This window comes from Streptomyces sp. NPDC024687 (assembly GCF_055559055.1).
On the sequence record NZ_JBVHLJ010000005.1, the window covers coordinates 676490 to 692199 of the forward strand.

13 protein-coding genes are annotated in these 15710 nt (G+C 72.6%); 8 read left to right on the forward strand and 5 right to left on the reverse strand.

Annotated elements, in window-relative coordinates:
• Positions 1 to 28 precede the first annotated feature (28 nt).
• Positions 29 to 1840 (reverse strand): phosphatidylglycerol lysyltransferase domain-containing protein, encoded by a 1812-nt coding sequence (locus tag ACZ39I_RS23280; protein WP_467246270.1) that lies wholly within the window; start codon positions 1838 to 1840, stop codon positions 29 to 31.
• Positions 1841 to 2014: 174 nt separating this feature from the next.
• Here ACZ39I_RS23280 and ACZ39I_RS23285 point away from each other — a divergent pair, with 174 nt between their 5' ends.
• Both ACZ39I_RS23285 and ACZ39I_RS23290 read left to right on the forward strand, forming a co-directional pair.
• Positions 2015 to 3157 (forward strand): alpha/beta hydrolase, encoded by a 1143-nt coding sequence (locus tag ACZ39I_RS23285; protein ID WP_467246215.1) that lies wholly within the window; start codon positions 2015 to 2017, stop codon positions 3155 to 3157.
• Between the two features lie 129 nt (positions 3158 to 3286).
• Positions 3287 to 4522: a hypothetical protein gene (locus ACZ39I_RS23290; protein WP_467246216.1), complete on the forward strand. Its 1236-nt coding sequence runs from the start codon at positions 3287 to 3289 to the stop codon at positions 4520 to 4522.
• A gap of 29 nt (positions 4523 to 4551) precedes the next feature.
• Here ACZ39I_RS23290 and ACZ39I_RS23295 read toward each other — a convergent pair whose 3' ends face one another.
• Both ACZ39I_RS23295 and ACZ39I_RS23300 read right to left on the reverse strand, forming a co-directional pair.
• Complete coding sequence (locus tag ACZ39I_RS23295) at positions 4552 to 5895, reverse strand: PH domain-containing protein (RefSeq protein ID WP_467246217.1); 1344 nt, start codon at positions 5893 to 5895, stop codon at positions 4552 to 4554.
• Positions 5892 to 6395, reverse strand: coding sequence for a PH domain-containing protein (locus ACZ39I_RS23300; RefSeq protein ID WP_467246218.1), 504 nt, complete (start codon positions 6393 to 6395; stop codon positions 5892 to 5894). The genes ACZ39I_RS23295 and ACZ39I_RS23300 overlap by 4 nt, the downstream gene beginning before the upstream one ends.
• Positions 6396 to 6426: 31 nt before the next feature.
• Between ACZ39I_RS23300 and ACZ39I_RS23305 the strand changes: the two genes are divergently transcribed.
• Positions 6427 to 7578, forward strand: coding sequence for an NADH-quinone oxidoreductase subunit D (locus ACZ39I_RS23305; RefSeq protein WP_467246219.1), 1152 nt, complete (start codon positions 6427 to 6429; stop codon positions 7576 to 7578).
• Here ACZ39I_RS23305 and ACZ39I_RS23310 read toward each other — a convergent pair.
• On the reverse strand, positions 7543 to 8562 hold the full coding sequence (locus tag ACZ39I_RS23310; protein ID WP_467246220.1) for an SAM-dependent methyltransferase: 1020 nt from the start codon (positions 8560 to 8562) through the stop codon (positions 7543 to 7545). The two genes, ACZ39I_RS23305 and ACZ39I_RS23310, sit on opposite strands and share 36 nt — an antisense overlap.
• Before the next feature lie 118 nt (positions 8563 to 8680).
• Between ACZ39I_RS23310 and ACZ39I_RS23315 the strand changes: the two genes are divergently transcribed.
• The gene (locus ACZ39I_RS23315; RefSeq protein WP_467246221.1) at positions 8681 to 9883 is read left to right on the forward strand and encodes a sensor histidine kinase; all 1203 of its coding nucleotides are present in this window, start codon (positions 8681 to 8683) and stop codon (positions 9881 to 9883) included.
• 81 nt (positions 9884 to 9964) lie between these two features.
• Complete coding sequence (locus ACZ39I_RS23320; RefSeq protein ID WP_352387936.1) at positions 9965 to 10636, forward strand: response regulator transcription factor; 672 nt, start codon at positions 9965 to 9967, stop codon at positions 10634 to 10636.
• Positions 10637 to 10666: 30 nt separating this feature from the next.
• Here ACZ39I_RS23320 and ACZ39I_RS23325 read toward each other — a convergent pair whose 3' ends face one another.
• Complete coding sequence (locus ACZ39I_RS23325; RefSeq protein ID WP_467246222.1) at positions 10667 to 11908, reverse strand: threonine aldolase family protein; 1242 nt, start codon at positions 11906 to 11908, stop codon at positions 10667 to 10669.
• A gap of 173 nt (positions 11909 to 12081) precedes the next feature.
• Between ACZ39I_RS23325 and ACZ39I_RS23330 the strand changes: the two genes are divergently transcribed.
• Genes ACZ39I_RS23330 through ACZ39I_RS23340 form a run of 3 tightly spaced genes read left to right on the forward strand, consistent with a single transcriptional unit; the run spans position 12082 to position 15709 of the window.
• Positions 12082 to 13014, forward strand: coding sequence for a Rossmann-like and DUF2520 domain-containing protein (locus ACZ39I_RS23330; protein ID WP_467246223.1), 933 nt, complete (start codon positions 12082 to 12084; stop codon positions 13012 to 13014).
• Entirely contained in the window at positions 13011 to 14003 is a 993-nt protein-coding gene (panC, locus tag ACZ39I_RS23335) for a pantoate--beta-alanine ligase (protein WP_467246224.1), read from the forward strand. The genes ACZ39I_RS23330 and panC overlap by 4 nt, the downstream gene beginning before the upstream one ends.
• Entirely contained in the window at positions 14000 to 15709 is a 1710-nt protein-coding gene (locus tag ACZ39I_RS23340) for an L-aspartate oxidase (RefSeq protein ID WP_467246225.1), read from the forward strand. The genes panC and ACZ39I_RS23340 overlap by 4 nt, the downstream gene beginning before the upstream one ends.
• Position 15710: the final 1 nt, after the last annotated feature.

A 15710-nucleotide genomic window follows, 5' to 3' on the forward strand; every position in this document is an offset into this window, starting at 1 on the left:
GGAGCGGGGGTACCGCGCGGCCTGTGGGTCAGGCCGCTCTGACGTCCCGTTCCGCGACCGCGTGGGCACACGCGCGTGCGGTGTGCGTGCGGCGGCGCAGGAAGCGCGGCAGCGGGAGGGCGAGGTTGACGAAGCCCTCGGCCTGCATGGCGGCGAAGCCGATGCGCGGCAGGTCTCCGGAGGCCCGGTACACGACGAAGCGGGGCTCCCAGCGAGGCTGGAACTTCGCGTTGAACTTGTACAGGGACTCGATCTGGAACCAGCGGGACAGGAACACCAGCAGGCCCCGCCAGGCGCGCAGCACCGGCCCCGCGCCGATCTTCTCGCCGCGTGCCAGCGCCGCGCGGAACATCGCGAAGTTGAGGGACACGCGCGTGATGCCGAGTTTGGGGGCCGCCTGGAGGGCCGCCACGATGAGCAGTTCGTTCATGCCGGGGTCCGCCGAGCGGTCCCGCCGCATCAGGTCCAGGGAGACGCCGTCCGCGCCCCACGGAACGAAGTGCAGGATCGCCTTGAGGTCGCCGTAGGGACCGGGCTGGTCGTCGGCCTTGTGGGCGGTGGCGATGAGGCAGTCGCCGTCGGCGAGGTCGCCGATGCGGCCCAGGGCCATCGAGAAGCCGCGTTCGGTGTCGGTGCCGCGCCAGTCGTCGGCGGCCTGCCTCACCCGCTCCAGCTCCGTCTCCCCGAGGTCACGGACGCGCCGTACGCGGGTCTCGTAACCGGCCCGCTCGATGCGCTTGACCATCTGGCGGACATTGCGCATCGCGCGGCCGGCGAGCGAGAAATCCGCGACGTCCACCACCGCCTCGTCGCCCAGTTCGAGGGCGTCCAGGCCGGTCTCACGGGTCCAGACCTCGCCGCCGGTCTCCGAGCAGCCCATGACGGCGGGAGTCCAGGAGTGCGCCCTGGCCTCGTCCATGAAGCGCTCGATGGCACCCGGCCAGGCCTCCACGTCACCGATCGGGTCGCCGCTGGCGAGCATCACCCCGGACACGACGCGGTAGGTCACCGCCGCCTTGCCGCTGGGGGAGAAGACGACGGCCTTGTCGCGGCGCAGCGCGAAGTGGCCGAGGGAGTCGCGGCCGCCGTGCTTGGCCAGGAGCGCCCTGAGGCGGGACTCGTCCTCCTCGGTGAGCTGTGCGGCGGGGTGCTCGGGACGGAAGGCGAGGTAGATCGTCGTGATCGCCGTGAGCAGGCCCAGGGCACCCAGCGAGGCGCCGACGGTCCACGAGGTGTCGCCCTGGTAGTCGACCGGGCCCTCGAAGCCGAACAGGCCGTACAGGACGTGCGTGAGGCGATCGGCCAGGCTCGGGTTTCCGACCATGCGGTTCGGATGGGCGCTGACGATGATCAGCCCGAGGGCGAGGGAACCAGCGCCCATGAGCACGAAGTTGGCGAGTGCGCGCCAGCGGCTGCGCGGGTCGGGCAGCGCCCTGAACTGGTCGCGGTGGCGCAGCAACGGGGCGAGCAGGGCGAGCGAGATGGCCGCCCCGACGAGGGAGTGACGGTACGTGAACTGCGCCAGCGCGCCGGCCGGCAGCAGCACCACGGCCGCCCGCCAGGCCCGGCGCTTGTGCCGCCTGAGGCCGTGGGCTAGCAGCAGCAACAGCACGCCGGTGCTGAGCGAGAGCGCGGCCGCGAACGGGCCGAGCGCACCGGGCAGGACCTCGGCCATGGTGTGCATACGGCTGTGCCGGAAGCGCGGGAAGACGCCGGCGGCGACGTCCAGAAGGCCCACGAGCGCGCAGGCTCTGGCGACGAGGACGGGGACGGCCTCGGGGCGCGGTCCGTGCAGTGCACGCCGCAACCGTGTTGATCGGATCGGAACCCCGCCCGACATTTCCTCATCTGTCCTGACAGACATCGCATCCCATGGTTCTGCGAGTGACTCTGGATCCGGAGCTCCGATTCGGGCATCCGGCGACATTGCGCCCTCTAGGACGGTGTCTCGGGAGGAGAGGTTCACTCACCTCCTCAAAGCCGTTTCAAAGGCCGAGGAAAGCGAAAGCAAGCAATGGGTCTCACGAGCAACAACACGCTGGTGGCAGCGGTCTTGGCCGCCATGGCGCTGTTCGCCGGCACGGTGTGGCTCTGGCCACGACTGGCGCGCCGCGGCTGGCGGTCCGTCGGCGGCCGCATCGGGCTGCTGCTCGCGACGCAGTTCATGCTCTTCGTCTCGGCGGGTCTCGCCGCCAACCATGCCTTCGGCTTCTACGCCTCCTGGGCCGACCTGTTCGGCCAGGAGACCGACCAGGGCGTGGTGGTCGACCACACCCCGGGCATCCGGTCGAGCGGGCCTCTGAAGGTGACCGAGATCGGGGACGTGCCCGGCAGGGGCGGCTTTCGGCCGTCGTCGGTCGGGCAGATACAGAAGGTCGACATCGTCGGCCCCACGAGCCACATCGCCAGTCCCGCGTACGTCTATCTGCCGCCGGAGTATTTCCAGGCGCGCTATCAAAAGCGCACCTTCCCGGCCGCCGTCGTGCTCACCGGTTATCCGGGCACCGCGAGAGCGCTGGTGGACAAACTCCACTTTCCGCGCACGGCTCTGGAACTCGCCAAGGACGGCCGTATGCAGCCGATGATCCTGGTGATGCTGCGACCGACGGTGGCGCCGCCGCGCGACACCGAGTGCGCGGACGTTCCGGACGGTCCGCAGACCGAGTCGTTCTTCGCGAAGGACCTTCCCGAAGCGGTGACCGCGCACTACCGGGTGGGCAGGGAACCGGGGAGCTGGGGCATCATCGGGGACTCCACGGGCGGCTACTGCGCGCTCAAGCTCGCCATGCACCACCCCAAGGTGTACGGCGCGGGGGCGGGCCTGTCCCCGTACTACAAGGCGCCCGTCGACCCCACCACGGGCGACCTGTTCCACGGTGACAGGACGCTGCGCGGCCGGGCCGACCTGTGGTGGTGCCTCAAGCACCTGCCCGCCCCCGACACCTCACTGCTCGTCACCAGCAGCAAGGTGGGCGAGGCGAACTACAAGGACACGCTGAAGTTCATCGAGCGGGTGAAGGCGACGGAAACGACCCGGATCTCGTCGATCATCCTCGAAAGCGGCGGGCACAACTTCAACACCTGGCGGCGCGAGATCCCGGCGACCTTGGAGTGGGTCAGTGAGCGGCTGAGTGGCCGGTCGGCGAGCGACGAGTGAGCGATGAGTGATCAATAGGCGGAATTCGGTGGCTCCTCGGATTCCTGATGTCGTGTGAAGACCGCGGGGTGGCGGTGTTTTTACGGGGCGGGGCACCATGGTTCGCCTACTCGCGGTAAGTTTCTGGCCATGCCACGTGGACGTCACCGCCATTCCCCGCCTCTGCACAGGCTGCTGCCTCCGTCGGCGATCGCAGGCGTCTCCCTCGTCTGCGCCTTCGGCCCCTGGGTGTTCTCGCAACAGGCCGTGCTGCGCGTCATAGCCGCGTTCGCCGCGGCGGTCGCGGTCGTCGGGGCGGCCGTCATGCGCCGTTGGGACGCGCAGGCGGGCAAGCAGGTCGCCGACCTCACGCGCGCGCGTGCGAGCGACGAGTGGCGGCACGAGGAGCGGATCGCCGAACTCGAGACCGACCTCGAGGAGTCGCGGGAGCTGCGCGTCAAGCTGGAGCAGCGGCTGCGGGCCAAGCGCGCGGAGCTGGCGGGCCTGCGCAACGAACACGCGGCGCTGCTGCGGCGGTACGCCACGGCGGAGACCGAGCGGGCGAGCGCCCTGGAGGGCCGCCGGCTGCTGGAGATAGAGGCCGCCCCGGCACGTGCGCTGCCGCCGGCGGAGCGGGCCGACGCGCAGACCGTGGCGGTGGCTGCCGAGGACGGGCCCGAGACGGAAGCTTCGGATGCCGTGGAGGCCGCGGACGGGGCGGAGGCTTCGGAGGCCTTGGACGCCGTGGACGCTTCCGAGGAGAAGCCGGAGCGGCCCGCGATCTTCTCCCCGGAGGGCTCCCGGCTGTTCCTGCGGGCGAACGAGGCACTGAGGCGGCTCGACGAGGGCGGCGACGGCGCCGTCGGGACGAAGGCCAAGGACGACGCCGATCCCGAGGTCGACAAGGGTCGGTCGGTGAACGCCGGTTCCGCCGCGGCGGAACCCGCCGGCACCGAGGCGGAGGCCGCGCAGGAGGACGAGGCGCGGGGGAAGCCCGAGGCGGCCGACGTGCATGAGCGTGCGGCCGCCACCACCACGGCGAGAGCCGCCGCCCAGCCGCAGCAGCGGCCCGCCGGGCACTTCATAGCGCCGACCGCCGTGGCGGTCGCACCCGCGGCTCCCGTGCGACGCCCGCGGGTCGAGGGCGGGTTCGACTTCTTCGGCACCAAGTCGGGGGCCTCGCGGGACGCCCTGGAGGCCGTGCAGAACGAGGACCTCGCCGACGTCGTCGGCCAGGAGGCCCTCGCCCTGCACAAGGCCGAGGCGGAGGCGGAGTTCAAGCCGGCCGGCGAGGAGTCGCGGGGCATCGGCCAGGTCATCGACCTGACGGCCCACGACGAGACGGAACAGATCGACGTACAGGGACTGCGCAGCGCGGTCTCCTGACGGACGTACAGATGCTCGCGGGGGCACGGTCAGACCATCCAGCGGTCGGGCCGTGCCCCTCTCCGTCCCGTCCGTGACCGCTCCGCCTGCGCCCCGAGCAGCTCCGCGGCCTCCTGGGCGTCCCGCAGGCGGGCCGTGACGGTCTTGTTGGCTCCCGTGTCCACGTGCACGTCGGCGACCCGCCAGAGCCGCTCCCAGGGCCCCTGCGTGAGCCGTACGCTCTGGACCTTCGCGTGCGGGACGAGCGACAGGCGCCGGCGCAGCAGCCCCTGACGGGAGGCGAACACCGCGTCCGTGACGGCGAGTCCGTAGCCGCGCCACCACAGCGGCACGCACCAGCGGGCCCGCCGCGGGGGCCGTGACAGCGCCTGCAGCGGGGGCACGGTCACCCCCGGCAGCACGCGCGCGACGACCGCCTCGGCGACCTCGCGCGGGGCGACCGGCACCAGCACGGAGTTGGACGACCCGGCGACGTCCAGCTCGACGCGCACCCAGCCGCGCCGCCGCCACAGCAGCGGCTCCACGATCCGTACGGTCTGCACGCGCCCCGGCGGCACCGTCTCGTGGGTGCGGTCCAGGAGGCCGTGGTCGATGCGCAGCCCGTCCGGGGACTCGCCCACCGTCCAGTCGTACTCGGTGACGAACCGCCCCACACTGCTCGCCCCCGCCGCGCCGAGCAGCGGTACGGCGGTCGCGAGGACCGTCCACAGGCTGTGGGTGGCCATCCACAGCAGCGACGGAACGACGAGGGTGGCGACCAGCGTGCCCCAGGTGGCGCCCGTCAGCACGACGGAGAGCGCGAGATCACGCGGCGGCGTACGCATCAGCTCGCGCGCCGGAGCCTCACCGACCTCGTGCGCGGTCTCGGGAGCGAACCCGGCGGCGCGCGCGAGGAGTTCCGCGCGCAGGTCCCGCGCCTCGCGCTCCCCGAGGAAGGCCAGCTCGTCCTTCTTGTCGGTGCCGACGACGTCCAGCCGGAGCTTGGCGACACCCGCCACGCGCGCGAGGAGCGGCTGGGTGACGTCGATCGCCTGGATCCGCTCCAGCCGGATGTGCGCGGTGCGCCGGAACAACAGGCCGGTCCTTATGCGCAGTTCGCTGTCGGTCACCGCGAAGTGGGTGAACCACCAGGTGAGAAAGCCGTACAGGGCGGCGGCCGGGACGATGACGGCGAGGGCGATCAGCAGGGTGGTGGTCGTCAGCCGGGTCAGCTGGCGCTGCGCCTGGTCGGGGTCGTGCACGGCCCACCCGATGACGACGGCGACCGGCGCCCACGCCCGCCTGAGCGGCGTTATGGGATGCAGCCGCCGCTCGGCGACGGGTTCCTGCCCCGGTTTCTCCGCTACGGCGTCGTCGACGCCCGGCGCTGTCACAGGCCTGCCGATCGGGCCTCGCCGAGTTCGGTGAGCCGGTCGCGCAGCCGCTCCGCCTCGGCCGGGACGAGGCCGGGGATGGTCGCGTCGGTCGCCGCGGCCGCCGTGTGCAGCTGGACGCTGGCCAGCCCGAAGTGCCGCTCCACCGGCCCGGAGGTGACCTCCACCAGCTGCATGCGGCCGTACGGCACGACGGTCTCCTCGCGCCACAGCACGCCCCGGCTGATCAGCAGGTCGTCGGCGCGCTCGGCGTAGCGCCAGGAGCGCCAGTTGCGGCCGAGCAGCACCCAGCCCCAGCCCATCAGGGCGAGCGGCAACAGCGCGAAGCCCGCCCACACGGGCCCGCACAACAGCCCGAGCAGCAGCCCCAGGGCCACCGCGAGCAGTCCCAGCCACACCACCAGCAACAGCCGCCGCATCCGCAGCAGCCCCCGCGGCAGCCCGGTCCACACCGGTTCGTCGCCGGCGACCTCAGTGTCGTGCCTGCTCCCCGTCTCCATGGGGCCAGCGTACGTAGGAGAGACTGTGTCCATGACTCCTACGACGGAGACCACGGTCGGCATCGGCGGCGCCGCGGAGAGCACCGACATGGTGCTGAACATCGGACCGCAGCACCCGTCCACCCACGGCGTTCTGCGCCTGAGGCTGGTCCTGGACGGCGAGCGCATCCTGAGCGCGGAGCCGGTGATCGGCTACATGCACCGCGGCGCGGAGAAGCTCTTCGAGGCGCGCGACTACCGCCAGATCATCATGCTCGCCAACCGCCACGACTGGCTGTCGGCCTTCTCCAACGAGCTGGGCGTGGTCCTCGCCGTGGAGCGCATGCTCGGCATGGAGGTCCCCACGCGCGCGGTGTGGACGCGCACGCTGCTCGCCGAGCTCAACCGGGTGCTGAACCACCTGATGTTCCTGGGCTCGTATCCGCTGGAGCTCGGCGGCATCACCCCGGTCTTCTACGCGTTCCGGGAGCGGGAGGTCCTCCAGAACGTCATGGAGGAGGTCTCCGGCGGCCGGATGCACTACATGTTCAACCGCGTCGGCGGCCTCAAGGAGGACCTTCCGGCCGGCTGGAGCACGCGCGCGCGTGCCGCGGTCTCCGCCGTGCGCTCGCGCATGGACCGCTTCGACGACCTGGTGCTCGGCAACGAGATCTTCCGGGGCCGCACCCGGGGCGTGGGCGTCCTCGCGCCCGAGGCCGTCCATGCGTACGGCGTCAGCGGGCCCGTAGCGCGCGCCTCGGGCGTCGACTTCGACCTGCGCCGCGACGAGCCCTACCTCGCCTACGGGGAGCTCCAGGACACCCTGAAGGTGGTGACCCGCGAGGAGGGCGACTGCCTCGCCCGCTTCGAGGTCCTTCTTGAGCAGACCCACAACGCCCTCGACCTCGCCGACGCCTGCCTCGACCGGCTCGCCGAGCTGCCGCCCGGGCCGATCAACCAGCGCCTCCCCAAGGTCCTCAAGGCGCCCGAGGGGCACACGTACGCGTGGACCGAGAACCCGCTCGGCATCAACGGCTACTACCTCGTCAGCAAGGGCGAGAAGACCCCGTACCGGCTGAAGCTGCGCTCCGCGTCGTACAACAACATCCAGGCGCTGGTCGAGCTGCTGCCGGGCACGCTGGTGGCGGACATGGTGGCGATCCTGGGCTCACTGTTCTTCGTGGTCGGGGACATCGACAAGTAGGTCCGCACCGGGCGTGCCCACTGGCTGGAGCAGCCAGCCGAAGTCGCCGAGCCCGCCCGCCGCGGTGAGCTCGGCAGCCTCTCCGGCGCGCGCGAGGGCGCGCACATACTCCGCGGGGTGCGTGGACGCCAGCGAGAGCGCGGGGCGTGTGCCCTCGATGCCCAGGGCGCGCAGGGCATCGCGCTGGGTCCGCACAAGCCCCCCGGGGAGCGCGCACGCGTCCAGCGCCACATGGGCCGTGAGGTCGCACGACCCGTCCGGTACGGGTGCCGTCTCGCGCCCCTCCCGGAAGCCGGTGAGCGTCCCTAAGAGGGGGCGCGAGGACGCCGTGTGGGCGTAGTCGACGGCGACCGCGAGCCCCCGCTCCACCGCGGCGACCGCCGACGCCCAAGCCTCGTCCCGGGGCAGGCCGATCTCGGCCCGCAGTCCCTCCTCGGCCGGCAGCGGCCACCACCGGTCCAGCCACTCGGCCTCCGCACCGGCCACGGGTTCCCCGAGACGCTCGCGGCCGTCGCGTCGTACGAGCACCCGTCGCGGTACGCCCGAGGAGTCCGTCTCGGCGATCTCCACGGGTACGTTGTCCAGCCATTCGTTGGCGAACAGCAGCCCCGTGATGTTCTTCGGAGGCTCGGACAGCCACTCGATCCGGTGATCGAGGGCGGCCGGGCGGTCGGCGACCTCGACGGCGTACACACGCGTGCGTGCGGTCACCTCGGCGGGCAGCGCGGCGAGGACGCCGGTGGCCAACTCGCCCCGCCCCGCGGCCATGTCGACGAAGTCGAGCCGGGCGGGCCGGCCCAACGCCTCGTCGAGGCGGCACAGCAGCCGGGCCACGGCCCGTGCGAACAACGGGGAGGCGTGCACGGACGTACGGAAGTGTCCGGCGGGCCCCTCCGGCCTGCGATAGAAGCCGTCCGGGCCGTAGAGCGCGGCCTCGGTGGCGGCGCGCCAGCCGGTCCAGCCGCCCGTCGTGTCATCGGTCACGTCGTCAGGCTAGGCGCACCGGGGAACGGGGCCTCCACCTTGGGGAGTACGCGCGAGCGGTACGGATCGGTCCTCCGGTTGACCCCTGCACACATCCCGCTTCCCTACGCTGGGTTACGTGCAACGCCTCTATGACTTCCTCCGCAGGCACCCGACAGGGGTCGACGTCTTCTGGGCCGTCTTCCTGCTCGGGATCTCGCTCGCGAGCGAAACCACCCGTGGGGAGTCCCGGGGGACCGAGTCCCCCCTGGCGATCATTCCGATCGTCCTGCTGCTGTGCCTGGTGACAGCGCTGCGCAGACGTATGCCGGAGCGGATGCTGCTGCTGGCCATCGGGCTCGGTCTCGCGCAGGTCGTCCTGGACGTGCAGACCACGCCCGCCGACTTCGCCTTCCTGGTGATCGTCTACACCGTGGCCGCCACGGGCACCCGCTGGGCCTCCCGGCTGGCGCTGACCGTCGGCCTGTGCGCCGCTCCCGTGGCGCAGATGCGCTGGTGGAACGACAACACCAGCGGCCTCGGCAATGTCGCCCTCATGATCTTCCAGGCCGTGCCCTTCGCCCTGGCCTGGGTCCTCGGCGACTCGATCCGCACCCGCCGCGCCTACTTCGCGCAGCTCGAGGAGCGCAACGCCCGCCTGGAGAAGGAGCGCGAGGCGCAGGCCAAGGTCGCCGTCGCCGCCGAGCGCGCCCGGATCGCCCGCGAACTGCACGACGTCGTCGCGCACAACGTCTCCGTCATGGTCGTCCAGGCCGACGGCGCCGCCTATGTCCTCGACGCCGCGCCCGACCAGGCCAAGAAGGCCCTGGAGACCATCTCCTCGACCGGCCGCCAGGCGCTCGCCGAGATGCGCCGCCTGCTGGGCGTGCTGCGCACCGGCGAGCACCAGGAGGGCGGCGAATACGTCCCGCAGCCCGACGTCGAGCAGATCGAGGACCTCGTCGAGCAGTGCCGCGGCTCCGGGCTCCCCGTCGACTTCAAGATCGAGGGCACCCCGCGTCCGCTGCCCAGCGGCGTCGAGCTCACCGCGTACCGCATCGTGCAGGAGGCGCTCACCAACACGCGCAAGCACGGCGGCCCGAACGCGGGCGCGAGCGTGCGCCTGGTCTACTTCGACGACGGTCTCGGCCTGCTCGTCGAGGACGACGGCAAGGGCGCCCCGCACGAGCTGTACGAGGAGGGCGGCGCCGATGGAGCCGGCCACGGCCTGATCGGCATGCGCGAGCGCGTCGGCATGGTCGGCGGCACCCTGGACGCGGGCCCCCGCCCCGGCGGAGGATTCCGCATCAGTGCGCTCCTGCCGCTCAAACCAGCGCACTGACACCGACGCACGCCCCCTGGTGACACCTGTCACGCCCCCTGGCGACCCGCCGAACGACCCCGAGAAAACGGAAGAGGCCCGATGACGATCCGCGTGATGCTCGTCGACGACCAGGTGCTGCTGCGCACCGGGTTCCGGATGGTGCTCGCAGCCCAGCCGGACATGGAGGTCGTCGCGGAGGCGGGCGACGGCGTGGAGGCCCTCCAGGTGCTGCGCGCGACCGCCGTGGACGTGGTCCTGATGGATGTGCGCATGCCCAAGCTCGACGGTGTGGAGGCCACCCGCCGCATCTGCTCGGAGCCCGACCCGCCGAAGGTGCTGATCCTGACCACCTTCGACCTCGACGAGTACGCCTTCTCCGGGCTGAAGGCGGGCGCCTCCGGCTTCATGCTCAAGGACGTGCCCCCGGGCGAACTGCTCACCGCGATCCGCTCGGTGCACAGCGGCGACGCCGTGGTCGCCCCCTCGACGACCCGGCGCCTGCTCGACAGGTTCGCGCCCATGCTGCCCACCACCGGCAAGGAGCCCCAGCACAAGGAGCTCGAGCGGCTCACCGGCCGCGAACGCGAGGTCATGATGCTCGTCGCGCAGGGGCTGTCCAACGGCGAGATCGCGGCCCGGCTGGTGCTGTCGGAGGCGACGGTGAAGACGCATGTCGGCCGCATCCTGACCAAGCTCGGCCTCAGGGACCGGGTGCAGGTGGTGGTCCTCGCCTACGAGACGGGGCTGGTGCGCGCGGGCGGCCAGGCCTGAGACACAGCCCGCACACCGGCTGCCGACTCCCTAGCGGCCGACCTCCTGGCCGCCGACTCCCTGGCTGCCAACCTCCCGCAGCCGGGCGACGAAGTCGGCGGCCGCCGCCTTCACATCGGCCGCCGTCCACTCCAGGGCGGCGGCACGGACGTAGACCTCGGTCATGGACAGGCCCGGGGCCTTAGCGTCCCAGGGCTGGACGAACAGGGCCGTCCCCGTCTCCTCCGACTGCCGGATCGCCGCCTCGGAGAGCTCGTCGACGCCGTATGGCAACCAGACCTGGAAGTCGAACGTGTGCGGCACCTCGGGGTGGACCCGCGCCCACGGCACCCCGGCCTCCGCGAACCCCTCGCGCAGCGCGGCGGCCACCACGCGCGCGTGGGTCACGTACTCGGGCAGGCGGGGCAGTTCGTGTTCCAGGCCGGCGAGGGCCGACAGGGCGGTCGGGAACTGCTGGAAGACCGCGCCTCCGTAGCGGTGCCGCCAGGTCTTCGCCTCCTCGACCAGGGCTCTCGGGCCGGCGAGGGCGGCTCCGCCGAAGGCATGGAAGGACTTGTAGAACGACACGTAGACGCTGTCCGCGAGGTCCGCGATCTCGGCCAGGGGGCGGCCGAAGTGGGCGGTGGTCTCCCACAGGCGTGCCCCGTCGAAGTGCACCACCGCGTCCCGCTCCCGTGCCGCCTCCACGACCTCGGTGAGCTCCTCCCAGGTGGGCAGCACGAAACCGGCGTCCCTCAGGGGCAGTTCCAGCATCAGCGCCCCGAAGGGCTCCTCGAAGCCGCGTATCTCGTCGGCCGTGGGCTGCCTCGGTTCGCTCGTCACACGGACCGGGCGCAGACCGGAGACCTCCCTGAAGGCGTCGCGCTCGTGCACCTCGGGGTGGGCCAGGGCGTGCAGGGCGACGGTGGGGTTGCCGGTACGGCCCGCCCAGCAGCGCAGCGCCACCTGCTGTGCCATCGTGCCGGTCGGGAAGAAGGCGGCAGCCTCCTTGCCGAGGAGTCCTGCGACCTTCTCCTCCAGGGCCTCGACGATGCCGTTGCCGTAGAGGTCACCCGGCTCGTCCAGGTCGTAGAGCGTGTGCGCCTCGTCGAGCAGTGCCAGGCGCTCGCGAAGGGGCGCGAGCAGTCCCAGACGCGCCAGTGTGCGCCCTGCGCTGTGGTAGGCACTGATGCGCCGTGCGCGGCGGCGCACGAGCCGTTCCTCCTCCGTGAGCCGCTCCGAACGGGCCTCGTCCGCCGCCTGCTCCGCGCTCTGCTCCGCTGTGTCACCCATGCGCGGATCATCTCGTGCGCCCCGGACGCGGGCACCCGGATTTCCGCGCACCCCGGCCCACACGGAAACCCACAGCCTGTGGACAACCGGACGCCCCTCGAACCGATCGCGTTAACATGACGAGAAATCGTCCGGTACCCAGATGCGGACTGGAACGGGAAGGCCGCCGTCGCGTGACTACAGTCCAACAGCCAGACAGCAAGGACCGCCGCCCCGCGCGGCTCACCGTCGGCGTCGTCGGCGCCGGCCGGGTGGGGCCGACGCTCGCCGCGTCCCTCCAGCTCGCCGGACACCGTCCGGTGGCCGTCTCCGGAGTCTCCGACGCCTCCAGGCGGCGGGCCGCGCTCATGCTCCCGGACGTCCCGCTGGTCACCCCCGCGGACGTCCTGCAGCGCGCCGACCTGGTGCTGCTCACCGTCCCCGACGACACCCTGCCCGGTCTCGTCGAGGGCCTCGCCGAGACCGGTGCGGTACGGCCGGGGCAGCTGCTCGTGCACACCTCCGGGCGTTACGGCGCGAAAGTCCTGGACCCCGCCCTGCGCGCGGGAGCGCTGCCGCTGGCCCTGCACCCGGCGATGACCTTCACGGGCACCCCCGTGGACGTCCAGCGCCTCGCGGGCTGCTCCTTCGGCGTCACCGCCCCCGAGGAACTGCGGCTGGCCGCCGAGGCCCTCGTCATCGAGATGGGCGGCGAGCCCGAGTGGATCGCCGAGGAGATGCGCCCGCTCTACCACGCGGCCCTCGCCCTCGGCGCCAACCACCTGGTCACGCTGGTCGCCCAGGCCATGGAGCTGCTGCGCTCGGCCGGTGTCGAGGCACCCGACCGGATGCTCGGCCCGCTGCTCGGCGCCGCCCTCGACAACGCCCTGCGCTCCGGTGACGCGGCCCTGACCGGACCCGTCGCGCGCGGGGACGCCGGCACCGTCGCCGCGCACATCACGGAACTGCGCAAGCACGCCCCGCAGACCGTCGCCGGGTATCTGGCGATGGCCCGCGCGACCGCCGACCGGGCGCTCGCCCACGGCCTGCTGAAGCCGGAGCTCGCCGAGGACCTCCTCGGGGTACTCGCCACCGGGACCAACGGCGCCGAGGGAGACACCCGATGACCACGACCCTGCTGCGCACCGCCGGTGAACTGCACGCACGCACGCGCGTGGGGCGCCGGGCCGTGGTGATGACCATGGGCGCCCTGCACGAGGGCCACGCCACGCTGATCCGCACCGCGCGCGAGATCGCCGAACCGGACGGCGAGGTCGTCGTCACGGTCTTCGTGAACCCCCTCCAGTTCGGCGCGGGCGAGGACCTCGACCGCTACCCGCGCACCCTGGACGCCGACCTCAAGATCGCCGAGGACGCCGGCGCGGACGCCGTCTTCGCGCCCTCCGTCGACGAGGTCTACCCCGGCGGCGAGCCCCAGGTGCGCATCAGCGCGGGCCCGATGGGGGAGCGCCTGGAGGGCGCCTCACGCCCCGGCCACTTCGACGGCATGCTCACCGTCGTCGCCAAACTGCTCCACCTCACCCGCCCCGACATCGCCCTCTACGGCCAGAAGGACGCCCAGCAGCTCGCCCTGATCCGGCGGATGGTGCGCGACCTGAACTTCGGCGTCGAGATCGTCGGCGTGCCCACCGTGCGCGAGGACGACGGCCTGGCCCTCTCCAGCCGCAACCGCTACCTCGGCCCGCAGGAACGGCGCACGGCACTCGCGCTCTCCCGCGCCCTGTTCGCCGGCCGCGACCGGCACGCGGCACAGGAGGCGCTGCGCGCCCGGGCCCGCGAAGTGCCCGCCACACACGCGCGTGCCGAGGCCCTGAGCGCCCTCGGCGAGTCCCGCGCGGCCGCCGACGCGCACGCGGTCGCGAAGGCCCTGCCGGGAGCCCCCTCGTCCGTCCGCGCGGCCGCCCGCCTGATCCTCGACGACGCCGCGCGCCAGGACCCGCCACTCGCCCTGGACTACCTCGCGCTCGTCGACCCCTCCGACTTCACCGAGATCGAGGACGACTTCACCGGCGAGGCCGTCCTCGCCGTCGCCGCCCGGGTGGGGACGACCCGGCTGATCGACAACATCCCCCTGACCTTCGGAGCCGCCTCGTGACCAGCACAGGCATACGACTGCACGCCCCCGCCCCCGGGTGGTCCATCGACGCGGACGTCGTGGTCGTCGGCTCCGGCGTCGCCGGCCTCACCGCGGCCCTGCGCTGCGAGGCCGAGGGCCTGCGGACCGTCGTCGTCACCAAGGCCCGCCTGGACGACGGCTCCACCCGCTGGGCGCAGGGCGGCATCGCCGCGGCCCTCGGCGAGGGCGACACCCCCGAACAGCACCTGGACGACACGCTGGTCGCGGGCGTGGGCCTGTGCGACGAGGAGGCCGTCCGCATCCTCGTCACCGAGGGACCCGACGCCGTACGCCGCCTGATCGAGACCGGCGCGCACTTCGACGAGTCCGAGGCGGGCGACCTCGAGCTCACCCGCGAGGGCGGCCACCACCGCCGCCGCATCGCGCACGCTGGCGGTGACGCCACCGGCGCGGAGATCTCCCGGGCACTCGTCGAGGCCGTACGCGCGCGGGGACTGCGCACGATCGAGAACGCGCTCGTGCTCGACCTGCTGACCGACGCCGACGGCCGCACGGCGGGCGTCACCCTGCACGTCATGGGCGAGGGGCAGCACGACGGCGTGGGTGCCGTGCACGCCCCCGCGGTCGTCCTCGCGACCGGCGGCATGGGACAGGTGTTCTCCGCGACCACCAACCCGTCCGTGTCCACGGGCGACGGCGTCGCGCTCGCCCTGCGCGCGGGCGCCGAGGTCAGCGACCTGGAGTTCGTGCAGTTCCACCCCACCGTGCTGTTCCTCGGCCCGGACGCCGAGGGACAGCAGCCGCTCGTCTCCGAGGCCGTGCGCGGCGAGGGCGCCCACCTGGTCGACGCCGACGGCGTGCGCTTCATGACCGGGCAGCACGAACTGGCCGAGCTGGCGCCCCGCGACATCGTCGCCAAGGGCATCACGCGGCGCATGCAGGAGCAGGACGCCGAGCACATGTTCCTCGACGCCCGGCATTTCGGCGCCGACATGTGGGAGCACCGCTTCCCGACGATCCTCGCCGCCTGCCGCGCCCACGGCATCGACCCGGTCACCGAGCCCATCCCGATCGCACCGGCCGCCCACTACGCCTCCGGCGGCGTGCGCACCGACTCCCGGGGCCGTACGACCGTCCCGGGCCTGTACGCGTGCGGCGAGGTCGCCTGCACCGGTGTGCACGGCGCGAACCGGCTGGCCTCCAACTCCCTCCTCGAGGGCCTGGTCTACGCCGAGCGCATCGCCGCCGACATCACGGGGAGCCGCGCCGGCCTCCACGCGCGTGTGCCCGCCCCGGTCGAGCGGTCCGAGAGGCCCGCGCACCCGCTGCTCGCCCCCGAGACGCGGTTCGCGATCCAGCGGATCATGACCCGGGGCGCGGGCGTCCTGCGCTCCGCCGAGTCCCTCGCCACGGCGGCCGACCAGTTGCAGCGGCTGCACACCGACGCCCGCGACGCCCTCGCCGAGAACGGCAAGACGGCCGAGCCCGGCGTCGACACCTGGGAGGCCACCAACCTCCTGTGCGTGGCCCGTGTCCTGACCGCCGCGGCCCTGCAGCGCGAGGAGACGCGCGGCTGCCACTGGCGCGAGGACAAGCCGGACCGGGACGACACGGCATGGCGCCGCCACATCGTCGTACAGCTGAATCCGGACCGGACCCTCGCCGTACGCACCACCGATACCGCAGACTTCCCCCCGACCCGGCAGCACCCTCAGGAGCAGTGAC